Genomic DNA, 12,798 nt, shown 5'->3' on the forward strand with positions numbered 1-12,798 from the left:
GTGACCCAGGTCACCGCCGGCCCGCCGGGCCGTTCCCGGTCGACGCCGAGGTGATCTGCTCGCCATCACGGTGACCGGCGGCGGCGAGGACGACGTGCGGGGCGGCGGGATCACATCCCCGATCCGCCCCGCACGCCTGCGCGGGCCCGTCGAGTTCGTCGGGCGTGCCGCCGAGCTGGCGCTGCTGCGCCGGCTCATCGGCGCCCCGCCGTGCCTGGTCCTGCTGGAGGGTGAACCCGGCATCGGCAAGAGCCGGTTCGTCCGCGAGCTGCTCGCCACGCTGCCCGGGCGGCACCTGATCGGCGAGTGCGACGACGTTCCCGAGCCCTTCCCGCTCGGCGTCCTGCTCGACGCCGTCCGGGCGTACGGCGACCGGCTCGGTCCGCTCAACCCGGTGGCCGGGGCACTCGCTCCGGTGCTGCCCGAACTCACCGACGTGCTCCCCGCCGCGCCACCCCCGCTGACCGACCCGGTGGCGGAGCGGCACCGGCTGCTGCGGGCCGTCGCCGCGCTGCTCGCCGGGCTGTCTCCCGCGGTACTGGTCCTGGAGGACCTGCACTGGGCGGACCCGGCGACCTGCGAGTTCCTCGCCTACCTGAGCGGCCACCCGGTGGACGGGCTGGCCGTGGTGCTCACCGCCCGCACACCGGTGCCCGGTGGCAGCACCCCGATCCACGACGCGCTGGCGCGTACGCCACCCGGGGCGGTCACCCGGGTCCCGCTGGGCCCGCTCGGGGCCGACGACGTACACCGGCTGGCGGCGCGGACACTGCGGCTCGATGAGCCGCCCCAGCAGCTCACCACGACCCTGCTCGACCGCACGGCGGGGATCCCGTTCGTGGTCGAGGAGGTGCTGCGTACGCTCGCCGAGCGGGGCGGCGACCCGCTCGCCGACGACAGCGTCCCGTTCGTCCTGCGCGACGTGCTCCTGTGGCGGCTGCGCCCGCTCGACGAGGGCGCCCGGGAGGTGCTCGGCGCGGCCGCGGTGCTGAGCCTCGCCCCCGACCCGCGCATCCTCACGGAGGTGCTGGGCCAGGACCGGGCGACCGTCGGCGCGGCGCTGACCGCCGCGCACCGGGCCGGGCTGCTGCACGACGCCGGGGACGGGCTGCGGTTCCGGCACGACCTGGCCCGGCAGGTCGTGTACGACCTGGTGCCCCGCCAGACCCGCGAGTGGCTGCACCTGCGTATCGCGCGGGTGCTGGAGCAGAAGCTGCCCCGGCCGGTCGCCCAGCTGGCGTACCACTACCGGCTGGCCGGCAGTGACGCCGACTTCGTCCGCAACGCCGAGGCCGCCGCCGACCTGGCCACCGAACGCGGCGACGACGCGACCGCCGCCGGTTTCCTGCTCCAGACGATGGACGTCGCGGAGCTGCCCCGGCCGGTGCGGGTCCGGCTCGCCGGCAAGTTGGGCCGATCCGCCATCGACGGGCTCAGCCAGGCCACCGCGATCCCGGTGCTGGAACGGCTGCTGGCCGATCGGCGACTGCCACCCGGCGCCCGGGGCGAGCTGGGCCTGGTGCTCGGCCGGCTGCTGCGCCAGCAGGGGGAGGCGCTGCGCGGGTACACCGAGATCGAGCGGGCGGTGCCGTACCTGCGGACGCCGCGCCGTCGGGCGCCGGCCCTCGCGGTGCTGGCGGCCCCCGACACGGTCGTCGGCCGCCACGTCGACGACCACCTGGCCCGGTGCGCGGAGGCCGAGGCCGCCGCGGCGGCCAGTGGAGACCCGGCCGCGCACCTCGCGGTACGGATCGCCCGCGCCTCGCTGCTGCTGGAACTGGGTGACCCGGCGGCCTGGACGGTCATCGCCGAGCTGCGCGCCTCCGCGGCGCTTGCCGACCGGCCCCGGGAACACGCGCGGGCCTGCCTGAACTGGGCGCAGGGCGCGCTGCACGCGGGGCACCTGGACCGGGCCGCGGCGCTCCTCGCGGCCGGCCGGGAACTGGTCGAGGAGACCGGGTACGAGCGGCTGACCGCTCTCGTCGAGGCGACCGGGCTGTCGCTGGAGCGGGCCGCCGGACGGTTGGCCGGGCTGGCCGGGCGGCTCGAGCAACTGGTCGCCGCAGCCGAGCGGATGCCGGTCACCCTGCTCGACGCGCGGGCCGAGCTCGCCACCGTGCTGGCCCGTACGGCCACCGGCCCCGAGATCGGGCGGGCCGAGCGGACGCTGCACGAGGTCGTCGCCACCGCCCAGCGGGTCGGGGCGATCTGGCCGCTGGTGCAGGCGCTCTCGGCGTTGGCCCGGCTGACTCTCGTCGAGCGACCCGACGAGGCCTCCCGGCACGCGACCGACGCCCTGGTGCTGGTGCGTGGCAAGGGAATCTGGGCCTGGGCCGCCGAGGCAGTCCTGGTGCTGACCGAGGCGGCGGTGGCGGCGGGCGAGCCGGCGCGAGCGGTAGCCGTCGTGCGCGAGCTGGCGGCCGGCATCGAGGGGCGCGACGCCCCGGTCGCCGTGGCCGCCCTGCGGCGCTGCCGCGAGCTGATCGGGAGTTGAGTTCTGCCGTCGGCAGATCCGCTCACCGTGAACAACGCTCGATCCCCGGCCGGTGACCGGGCAGGGTGGAGCCATGAGGCTTCTGGTGCTGGGTGGTACGGGGTTCGTGGGCGGGGCGACGGTCGCGGAGGCGGTACGCCGCGGCTGGTCGGTGACGGTGTTCAACCGTGGGCTGCACGGCGACGTGCCGCCGGGCGTACACCGGCTGCGCGGTGACCGGACGACATCCGACGGGTTGGCGGCGCTGGCCGGCGGCGAGTGGGACCTCGTGGTGGACACCTGGGACGGTGCGCCGCGGGTGGCCCTCGACTCGGCCCGCGTGTTGGTCGGCTCGGTCGGGCACTACGGCTACGTGTCCAGCGGTTCGGTCTACGCCGAGCCGGTGGCGCCCGGCTCGGGCGAGGAGGCGCCCACGGTCGAGGCCGCCCCGGACGCCGAGGACGGCGACTACCCGCAGAACAAGGCCGGGGCCGAGCGGGCGGTGCGCGAGGTCTTCGGTGATCGGGCGCTGCTCGCCCGGGCGGGGCTGATCCTCGGTCCGGGGGAGGACATCGGCCGGCTGCCGTGGTGGCTGGGGCGCATCGCCCGGGGCGGGGACGTGCTCGCTCCCGGGCCGGTCGACCTGCCCCTGCAGTACGTCGACGTACGCGACCTCGCCGGCTGGCTGCTCGACCAGGGCGCGCGGGCGGGCGGCGGGGCGTACAACGTGGTCAGTCGCACCGGGCACGCCACCATGGGTGAGCTGCTCGACGCCTGCGTGCGGGTGACCGGGGCGGACGCGCGGCTGCGCTGGACGCCGCCCGAGCCGATCCTGTCCGCGGGCATCGTGCCATGGAACGACCTGCCGATCTGGATCCCGCGCGGCCACGAGTACCGGTGGTTGCAGGAGCGTGCGGTCGAACGCGCGTACGCGGCCGGGCTGACCTGCCGCCCGCTCGCCGAGACGGTCGAGGACACCTGGCGGTGGCTGCGGGAGGTGGGCACGGTGCCGCCGCGCGCCGGGCGTCCGGCGCGGGCCCCGGTCGGCCTGGACCCGGCGCGGGAAGCGGCAGTGCTGGCCGCTGCCGTAGCCGTCGACCCGGTCTGATCTGGACCCGGAACGGGTGGGGCGGTGGCTCGCAGTGCGAGCCACCGCCCCAGCGGGCAGACGGCGTCAGACGACCGCCCGGTAGCCCTGCCAGCCCGTCGCGATCTTCGTGCCGCTGCCGAACGATCCGTTCCCGGTGCCGTTGTGGCGCCACACGTTCCCGGTGGTGTCCCGGGCGACCAGGTCAGCGCGGCCGTCGCCCGTGAGGTCGCCGACGCCGACGATCGCGTTGTACGACGCGCCCCAGCCGTCGAACACCTTGACCCCCGCCTTGATGGTGCCCGGGCTCGCCGGATCGGCGTCGAAGCGCCAGAGCGCGTTGGACCCGTCCAGGGCGAGCAGGTCGCCGCGGCCGTCACCGTTCAGGTCGCCGGCCCCGACGATCTGCTTGTAGCCGGTCCAGCCGGCGCCGATCCTGCTTCGGGCGGAGAGGGCGCCCGTGCTGGTGCCCTTGAAGAGGTAGACGTCCCCGGTGAGCGACTCGCGGGCGACCAGGTCGGGTCGGCCGTCCCCGTCGACGTCACCCGGTGAGGTCAGGAGATCGTACCGGCGCCAGCTCACGGTGCCCGCGAACCCGGTGGACGGGGTCGACGGTGTCAGCGCCTCGCCGCAGGCCGGATGGTAGGCCCGGAGGACGCCGGTGCCGGTCAGGACCAGGACGTCGTTGCACCGGTCGCCGTCGAGGTCGCCGAACGGCACGAACCTCGTGTTGACCGGCCAGCCGGGGCCGGAGATCGCGCTGCCCAGCGTGCCCGTGCCGGTGCCGCGGTGGATGGCGAGCGTGCCGGAGCCGTCGAAGGTGAACACTTCGCCGACACCGTCCTTGCCCGCGTAGTCGCGCGGGGCGGCAAGCCCGTCCGTCACCGGGGTGGTGCCGGAGAGGGCCAGGGCGGTCCCCTGGCCGTCGGCGGGCTGGGCGGTGAGCGTCCAGGTGTACGTGCCGTTGGCGACCAGGACACCCGCGGAGTTCCTGCCGTCCCAGTCGGCGGTGAGCAGACCACGGGCGGCCGAGCCGGCGAGGGTACGGATCAGGGCGCCGGACGCGGTGCGGATGGCCACGGTCCACGAAGCCGCCGGCTTGGACAGCCACCAGGTGCCGGACCAGCTCGCGGCCGCGGAGGTGAGCGCCGAGTCGATGGCGGTCAGCGCGGAGGTCGGTACGCCGCTCGGCACGACGTGCACCCGCTGCTCGGTGTCGGCGTAGGCCACGCCGCCGCCGAAGCGGTCCACGGTCCAGCCGGAGCGGCCGTAGCTGTCCGGCCCGAGGGCGGCCCCGGTGGTGAGCATCCGGCTCGGCAGGTCGGTGTGGGATCCGCTGGCCGGCAGCCCACCGTGCAGGTCGATGAGCTTCAGGCCGCTGTCGGCGCCCGTGCCGGGAACGTGCTGGACGAGGTAGTTGTCGCCGAGGAGGACGTCGCCGGGGGGTGCGGTGGCGGTGCGCTTGGTCGTCCGGTCGTAGAGGCCGGTGCCCCGCTCGTATCCCCAGTAGTCGACGCAGGTCCAGTAGACCCAGCGACCGACCGCCTGGAGGCCGGAGGGGGTGCAGCCGTTACCGGTGGTGAAGGTCTCGACGGGCGAGCCGGCCGGCAGCCGGGTGGCCGTGACCGTGCCCCCGCTGGTCGCACCGCTCCACAGGGTGGAGCCCCAGACCGCCGCCGCGACCTCGTCGCGCCGCTGGAGGACCACACCGTCGGCGCCGGGCCGGAACTCGCCGATGTACTGCCAGCCCCCGGCCGCCTGGTCGATGACCGCGTACCGGCCGGAGAGGTCCATGAGCTCCGGGGAGCTGGCGCCGGTGTCGATGCTCGGGCCCCACTCGGTGGAACCGTTGGGGTACAGGATGTTCAGCTCGGAGCCGTCGGCGGTGCCGGTGTCGTAGCGCCGTCCGTGGTGGCCGGTGCCGTCGGCCAGCATCCAGATGCACCGCGCCCGGGACCCGTCGCGGGGCTGGCAGTCGCCGTCGCTCCCGTCGACCGACCGGTCCACGGTGCTTCGCTGGACCGTCGGCGTGCCACCGGCGCTCGGGGTGGTCAGCCAGGTGCTGCGGTACGCCCCGATGGTCGAGCCCGGTGCGTAGGCGGTGCTGTCGTCGGCGCGGCTGAGGATGCCGCTGCCGAGGGCGAGGCCGTAGATCCGCGCCGGCACCGGCTCGACGGCGGTCAGCCGGCTGCGGGTGATCGAACCGTCGGCGGCCTGGGCGACCCGGTACACGCCCCAGTCGAGGTCGCCCTCCTCGACGTACCGTTCGGCACCGGCCACGAGGACGGAGCCGTCCGGCGCCGGCACGATCTGGTGGGCGGCCGGGTCCATGACCTTCGTCCTGACGATCTCCGTACCACCGAACGAGTAGGCCCAGAGCGGCTGGCCCCGGTAGAGGTTGTTACCCGGCCAGACCGGCTCGACGCCCAGCAGCGCGGAGTCGACGACCGCGAACTCGGCCTGGTAGCTGAAGGAGCCCGTGTCGAGGGTGTGGGGCTGCGCGGACAGGTCGCTCCGGTCGTACACGTCCGCCCCGCCACGGCCGGCGCGCAGCCGCAGCACCGAGTCGGTGCTCAGCCGGAAGCCGCTCACCTCCCAGCCGTTCTCCGGGTCGACCCGGTCGGGCAGCGGGGTGAGCGCCGCGGTGGCGAGGTCGACGAGGCCCCAGTGCGGCCAGACGTCGGAGCCCTCCGAACCGTCGCCGACCTTGTAGCGCAGGACGACGGAGCGGGCGTCGCCGTCCTCGACCACGACTTCGTGGGCGTCCGCGGGGAGCCCGGTCACGGTCGTCCCCGTGACGTCCTCGCCGTGGACCCGCCACAGGTGGTACGCCGCCGGGCTGCCGTCGTCGCCGGTACGGGTGAGGACGACATCGCCGAAGGTGCCCCGGTACGAGTGACCCTCGGGGATCGGCACCTCGACTCCGGTCGGGGTGGCGCCCCGCAGGAGGGTGACGTGCGGAGCCGGCTCGGCGGAGTAGAGCGCGACGGTGTCGGAGCCGGTCCCGTACCCAGCGTCGTCCAACGGATTCCAACGGAAGTAGCCGGTGTCGATGTCGTACTCGAGCGGAGTGGCCAGTCGTCGTTCGAGAGCGGTGGTGGTGCCCGAGACGTACTCCGTCCACAGCAGCCGGTCGTCGCCCTCCTGCGCCCAGAGGAAGCCGGTGACGCCCGCGTTGAGGATCTGCGTTGCCCGCGGAACGGCACGCGGTTCGGCGGGCAGGACGAGCTCGTCCGTGGTGGTGACCGAGGACGTCGTCGGAGCCGCCACGGACGGCGTGGCGGTCATCGTGATGGTGAGGCTCAGCGCCGCGGCCAGGGCGGCCGTGGTGGCTGCCACTGGGCGGACTACTGAGGTGGTCGAGTCGGGCGTCGTCGCGCGCCGGCGTCGGCCGGGTCGGGCCACCGATCCTCCTGAGAAAGAAGTTGGCGTGGTGGACCACGCGGCGACCCGGCCCCTGCCGTGGCTGCCCGCTCGCGTCCCCCACACAAGTGCGGGGAGCGTAGCGTACGGATCGACAGGCATGCAGTCCGACGGATGGTGAAGATCCACACCCGGTCCGGCGGATCGGACGGGCCACATTGTCCGGTCCGTACGCCTCGACGCCACACCCGGGTCAGCGCTCCCGGACCACCGCCACCGGGCACCGGGCGTGCTGGATGAGCTGCTGACTCACCGAGCCGAGCAGCATGCCGCGCAGCCCGCCCCGCCCGCGGGTGCCGACCGTCACCAGCTGCGCCCCGTCGCTCGCCTCGACCAGCATGGACGCGGGACTGCCGACCGCCACCTCGACGGTGGCGTCCAGCCCCGGGAACGTGTGCTGCCAGGGCGTGAGGGACTCCGCCAGCGCGGTGCGCTCATCCGCCAGCCGCTCGTCGATGTTGCCGGAAGCGTCGCCCGCGCCCTGCGGCGACCAGGCCCGGATCACCCGCAGTGGTACCCGTCGCTGGGCGGCGCGCTCGACAGCGAAGCCCAACGCCACCAGTGACTGCTCGGAGCCGTCCACGCCGACCACCACCGGCCCGTCGGCCGACCCGGCCGGCACGTTCCCGGCGGGGGCGCGTACCACCACGACCGGGCAGTGCGCGTGGGCGGTGACCGTGACGGTGGTGGAGCCGACGAGGAGTCCGACGAACCCGCCGTGTCCCCGGCTGCCGAGCACCAGCAGCGCGGACTCCGCCGACCGTTCCTGGAGCATGAACGCGGGCGGACCGTCGATCACCTCGCCGGTGATGTCCAGATCCGGGTGGGCGTTGGCGGTGTCGCCCGCCGCCCGGTGCACCAGCCGCTCGACCTCGCGCCGGGCGGAGTCGTCCGGCCAGACGCCCGGGGCCACGCCGGGACCGAGCCAGCCCACCATGGTCGCCCACTCGAAGACGTACGCCAGGCGGACCGGGCGGCCGCTGTGTGCCGCCTCGTCCAGCGCCCATTGCAGTGCCACCGCCGAGTCGGGGGAGCCGTCGTAGCCGACCAGGATCTCGGCGCCGCTCACGTGCCGCTCCGCAGCTCGGGATCGGTCTCCCGGATCCAGCGCCACTCCGCGACCCGCGGGTCGTCCTCACCGTGCTGGCGAGTGTAGTCGCGGCATGCCTGACGGGTGTCGACCATGTGCTGACGTAGGTGGGCGGCACGGGCGGCCAACCCGGGCACCCGGTCGATGACGTCGATGACCAGGTGGAAGCGGTCCAGGTCGTTGAGCATCACCATGTCGAACGGGGTCGTGGTGGTGCCTTCCTCCTTGTAGCCGCGTACGTGCAGGTTGTCGTGGTTGGTGCGGCGGTAGGTGAGGCGGTGGATCAGCCACGGGTAGCCGTGGTACGCGAAGATGATCTGCCGGTCGGCGGTGAAGATGGTGTCGAACTCGCTGTCGGACAGGCCGTGCGGGTGTTCGCTGGGCGGCTGGAGCCGCATCAGATCGACCACGTTGACCAGCCGTACCTTCAGCTCCGGCAGGTGCTGGCGGAGCAGGTCCGCGGCGGCCAGCGTCTCCAGGGTCGGCACGTCACCGCAGCAGGCGAGCACCACGTCCGGCTCGCTGCCGGCGTCGTTGCTGGCCCAGTCCCAGATGCCCAGCCCCCGGCGGGTGTGCTGGATCGCCTCGGACATGGTCAGCCAGTTCGGGGCCGGTTGCTTCCCGGCCACCACCACGTTGATGTAGTGCCGGCTGCGCAGGCAGTGGTCCATGGTGGAGAGCAGGGTGTTGGCGTCCGGCGGCAGATAGATCCTCACCACCTCGGCCTTCTTGTTGACCACGTGGTCGATGAAGCCCGGATCCTGGTGCGAGAAGCCGTTGTGGTCCTGCCGCCAGACGTGGCTGGAGAGCAGGTAGTTCAGCGAGGCGAGCGGGCGTCGCCAGGGGATGCCCCGAGTGACCTTGAGCCACTTCGCATGCTGGTTGACCATCGAGTCGACGATGTGGATGAACGCCTCGTAGCTGGTGAACAAGCCGTGCCGTCCGGTCAGCAGGTAGCCCTCCAGCCAGCCCTGGCACAGGTGCTCGGAGAGCACCTCCATCACCCGCCCGTCCGGGGAGAGGTGGTCGTCGCCGGGGACGGTGCCGGCGACCCAGGCCCGGTCGGTGACCTCGAAGGCGGCGCCGAGCCGGTTGGAAGCGACCTCGTCCGGCCCGAAGAGCCGGAACGTCTCCGGGTTGGCCGCGATCACGTCGCGGATCCACGGACCGAGCACGCCGGTGGCGCCGGCCATCGGTTCGCCCGGGCGGGGCACGTCGACGGCGTAGTCGCGGAAGTCGGGCAGGGCGAGTTCCCGCAGCACCATGCCGCCGTTGGTGACCGGGTTGGCGCTCATCCGCCGGTCGCCCCGCGGCGGGAGCGAGGCCAGCTCGGCGACGGGCGCGCCGGTGGCGTCGAAGAGTTCCTCCGGCCGGTAGCTGCGCAACCAGCGCTCGAGCTCGGCCAGGTGCCCCGGATTGGTGCGTACCTCGGACAGCGGCACCTGATGCGAGCGGTAGGTGCCCTCGACCGGCTTGCCGTCGACCTCGCGCGGGCCGGTCCAGCCCTTCGGCGTCCGCAGAATGATCATCGGCCAGCGGGGGCGTTCGACGGGTCCGCCGGAGCGGGCCAGCCGCTGGATGGTCGCGATCTCGTCGATTGCCCGGTCCAGCGTGGCGGCGAGCAGCTGGTGCACCTGTGCCGGGTCGTCGCCGGCGACCACGTACGGGTGGTAGCCGTTGCCGCGCATGAGTTCGAGCAGATCCGGTTCCGGGATCCGGGACAGCACCGTCGGGCCGGCGATCTTGTAGCCGTTGAGGTGCAGGATCGGCAGCACCGCACCGTCGCGGGCCGGGTTGAGGAAGACGTTGGAGAGCCAGCTGCCGGCCAACGGCCCGGTCTCCGCCTCGCCGTCGCCGATCACGCAGGCGACCAGCAGGTCGGGATTGTCGAACGCGGCCCCGTACGCGTGGCTGAGCGCGTACCCCAGCTCGCCGCCCTCGTGGATCGAGCCCGGCACCTCCGCGGCCACGTGACTGGGGATGCCACCGGGGAAGGAGAACTGCCGGAACAGCCGGGCCATGCCGGCCTCGTCGCACCCGACGTCGTGGTAGCGCTCGCTCCACGTGCCCTCCAGCCAGGTGTTCGCCACGATCGCCGGGCCGCCGTGACCCGGCCCGGTGACGAACATGGCGTTCAGGTCGTGGGCGACGATGGCCCGGTTGAGGTGGGCGTAGAGCAGGTTCAGCCCGGGGCTGGTACCCCAGTGGCCGAGTAGGCGCGGCTTGAGGTGCTCGGCGGTCAGCGGCTGCCGGAGCAGGGGATTGTCCAGCAGGTAGATCTGTCCGACGGTGAGGTAGTTCGCCGCTCGCCAGTACGCGTCCAGCCCGCGCAGTTCGTCCTCGGTCAGCGGGCCTTGCACATCGAGAGCCGTGTCCATGGTGATTGAGCCTCTCGCGGTTCGGGGAGTGCTGCATCCGGAAGCGCATTTCCTGTGGCGGGTTCAGCCTGCCCGGTCGGGGCGGTCCGGTTCAGGGCCGTTGGTCCTGTCGAGTGGATGTCCTGGCCGCTAGCGGAGCGGTGCCGGCCAGGCCGCGTACGACGATCACCGGCGAGGGCGCGTGGTAGAGCAGCGCCTGTGCCACCGCGCCGAGCATGCCCCGGCCCGGCTCGTCGCCGCGCGGGGCGATCATCGCCACCTGCGCCGAACGGGACTGCTCGACCAGCACTCTGCCGGGGTCACCGCGGATCGTGTGGCACTCCACGGCTACCTCGGGGTGGTGACCGGCGTACCTGTCGACCGACTCGGTGAGCTGTCGAGAGATCTCCTCGTCGTCCTCGTCGGGTTCCACCACCCGGATGGCGAGCAGCCGGCTGCCGCGCTGTCGCGTGCAGCCGAACGCCCACTCCAGTGCCTGGAGGGAACTGGGTGATCCGTCGACGCCGACCAGGACGGGACCCTGCGGCGGCGGGTCGCCGCGGGCCACCAGCACCGGGCAGCCCGCCTGGGCGGCGAACTGCACGGCGGGCGCCTCCGCCGGTACGCAGTCCTCGCGGGTGGACATGCCGCTGTCCCCGACGACGAGGAGGAACGCCTGCTGGGACCGGCGCAGCAGGACGGGAACCCGGGGTCCCTCGACGATCTCGCCGGTCACCGCCAGCTCCGGTCCGACGTCGCGGGCCAGATCGTTGGCCCACGCGATGAGGTCCTCGGCCTCCTCCCGGGGGGCCGCCACGGTCTCCGCCTCGAACGCGCTGCGCCAGTCGAAGGTGTGCACCAGGTGCAGCGGCCGGCCGTGCTCGACGGCCTCCTCGGCGGCGAGCCGCACCATCGGGAGGTTGCGGTCCGTGCCGAGGCCGACCAGCACCGGCCGATCGGTGGCTGCGGCCATCGGACATCACCTCCCGGGCGTCGCGCCCGGCACGACCACGCTCCTCGACCGAGGGTAGTCGTGCGACTGCGTCGAGGTGCGGGTTCTCGCCGTCGGGCGGCCCGGTTGACATTAGGCAGGTAAACACCTGCATAATGAGGCGTGAGCGAGATGGAACTGGTCTTCAAGGCGTTGGCCGACCCGACGAGGCGGCTCCTGCTCGACCGTCTCCGCGAACGCAACGGCCAGACGCTGCGCGAGCTCTGCGAGCACCTGGCCATGGCCCGGCAGTCGGCCACCCAGCATCTCGACGTCCTCGTGCGGGCCAACCTCGTCACCGTCGTGCGGCGCGGCCGGGAGCGGCTGCACTACCTCAACCCGGCGCCGATCCACGAGATCGAGGAGCGCTGGATCTCCGGCTTCGACAAGCCCCGGCTCGAGGCGCTGGGCGCGATCAAACACCAGGCAGAGGAGTACGCCATGACATCCGTTCCGACGTACGTGTACGTCACCTACATCCGTGCCACCGCCGACCAGGTGTGGCGCGCGCTCACCGACGCCGATCTGACCGCGCGTTACTGGGGCCACGCCAACGTCTCCGACTGGCAACCCGGCTCGACCTGGGAGCACCGGCGCGTCGACGGATCGGGTGCCGTCGACGTCGTCGGCAAGGTGCTCGTCGCCGAGCCGCCGACGCGCCTGGTCATCACCTTCGAGGACAGTCCGGGCTCGGAGCGCGACGCCTCGGTCGTGACGTTCCTCGTGGAGCCGCACGAGGACGTCGTACGTCTCACGGTGACGCACGAGAACCTGCCCAACCGCGACATGTTCAACGGCATCTCGCTCGGCTGGCCGGCCGTCCTGTCGAACCTCAAGTCCCTGCTGGAGACCGGCGACGCGCTTCCCCAGTCACTGTGGGAGATGGCCGGCCCGAAAGCCTGAGAGACGGGCCGATCGATGGACACGAACCCGCTCCGGCAGGCCTACGACGCGCTGCTGGCCGCCCAGCCGCGAGCTGTGCCACCGCCCGGAGAGTGGAACAGCGCGCAGATCCTGGCCCACGTCGTTCTCGTCGGCGCTGCCACCATCAGTGCCGTCGCCGCCATCGCGTCGGGGCCGGTCCCGACGTACGACAACCGCCTGTCCCAGGACCCGTGGACCCTGGAGCGCGTGATCGCGCTCGCGGGCGGCGAGGCGGGTCTGCGGGACCGCATCCGCGCGCAGGCCACGGCGCTGTGTGCCCTCGCCGCCGTGCTGGGCGAGGCCGAACTCGCCACGGAGGTGCCGACGCTGCTGCTGTCCAACGGCACGTGCCTGGTGGACCAGCCGCTTCCGTTGGGGGACATCCTCGCCGGCCTCGCCAGCGAGGAGTTGCCCGGGCACGCGAAGCAGCTGTAGCGGTCGCCCGCCGGGCCG

The 12,798-nt window shown here is 73.4% G+C and carries 8 protein-coding genes; 4 read left to right on the forward strand and 4 right to left on the reverse strand.

Translation table 11 applies throughout. The features are described from left to right. Positions 1-70 precede the first annotated feature (70 nt). Both BXA10_RS17440 and BXA10_RS17445 read left to right on the forward strand, forming a co-directional pair. On the forward strand, positions 71-2,494 hold the full coding sequence (locus BXA10_RS17440; protein ID WP_076471438.1) for an ATP-binding protein: 2,424 nt from the start codon (positions 71-73) through the stop codon (positions 2,492-2,494). Positions 2,495-2,567: 73 nt separating this feature from the next. Then, on the forward strand, positions 2,568-3,581 hold the full coding sequence (locus BXA10_RS17445; RefSeq protein ID WP_076471439.1) for a Rossmann-fold NAD(P)-binding domain-containing protein: 1,014 nt from the start codon (positions 2,568-2,570) through the stop codon (positions 3,579-3,581). Positions 3,582-3,647: 66 nt separating this feature from the next. Here the strand turns inward: BXA10_RS17445 and BXA10_RS17450 are convergent, their stop codons facing one another. From BXA10_RS17450 to BXA10_RS17465, 4 genes are all read right to left on the reverse strand, one after another. Then, positions 3,648-6,899 carry an FG-GAP-like repeat-containing protein gene (locus tag BXA10_RS17450; protein ID WP_084752895.1) on the reverse strand — a complete coding sequence of 1,084 codons (3,252 nt, stop codon included), beginning with the start codon at positions 6,897-6,899 and terminating at the stop codon, positions 3,648-3,650. 277 nt (positions 6,900-7,176) lie between these two features. Next, positions 7,177-8,052, reverse strand: a complete 876-nt coding sequence (locus BXA10_RS17455) for a universal stress protein (RefSeq protein ID WP_076471440.1) — start codon at positions 8,050-8,052, stop codon at positions 7,177-7,179. Beyond that, positions 8,049-10,451: a phosphoketolase family protein gene (locus BXA10_RS17460; RefSeq protein WP_076471441.1), complete on the reverse strand. Its 2,403-nt coding sequence runs from the start codon at positions 10,449-10,451 to the stop codon at positions 8,049-8,051. The genes BXA10_RS17455 and BXA10_RS17460 overlap by 4 nt, the downstream gene beginning before the upstream one ends. A gap of 91 nt (positions 10,452-10,542) precedes the next feature. Continuing rightward, complete coding sequence (locus tag BXA10_RS17465; protein WP_076471442.1) at positions 10,543-11,403, reverse strand: universal stress protein; 861 nt, start codon at positions 11,401-11,403, stop codon at positions 10,543-10,545. A gap of 150 nt (positions 11,404-11,553) precedes the next feature. On the opposite strand from BXA10_RS17465, the gene BXA10_RS17470 reads away from it, so the two are divergent. Further along, on the forward strand, positions 11,554-12,324 hold the full coding sequence (locus BXA10_RS17470) for an ArsR/SmtB family transcription factor (RefSeq protein ID WP_076471443.1): 771 nt from the start codon (positions 11,554-11,556) through the stop codon (positions 12,322-12,324). A gap of 15 nt (positions 12,325-12,339) precedes the next feature. After that, entirely contained in the window at positions 12,340-12,780 is a 441-nt protein-coding gene (locus BXA10_RS17475) for a DinB family protein (RefSeq protein WP_076471444.1), read from the forward strand. Positions 12,781-12,798 lie beyond the last annotated feature (18 nt).

Origin of the sequence: Micromonospora avicenniae (genome assembly GCF_900156065.1) — a bacterium.
Lineage (GTDB): Bacteria > Actinomycetota > Actinomycetes > Mycobacteriales > Micromonosporaceae > Micromonospora > Micromonospora avicenniae.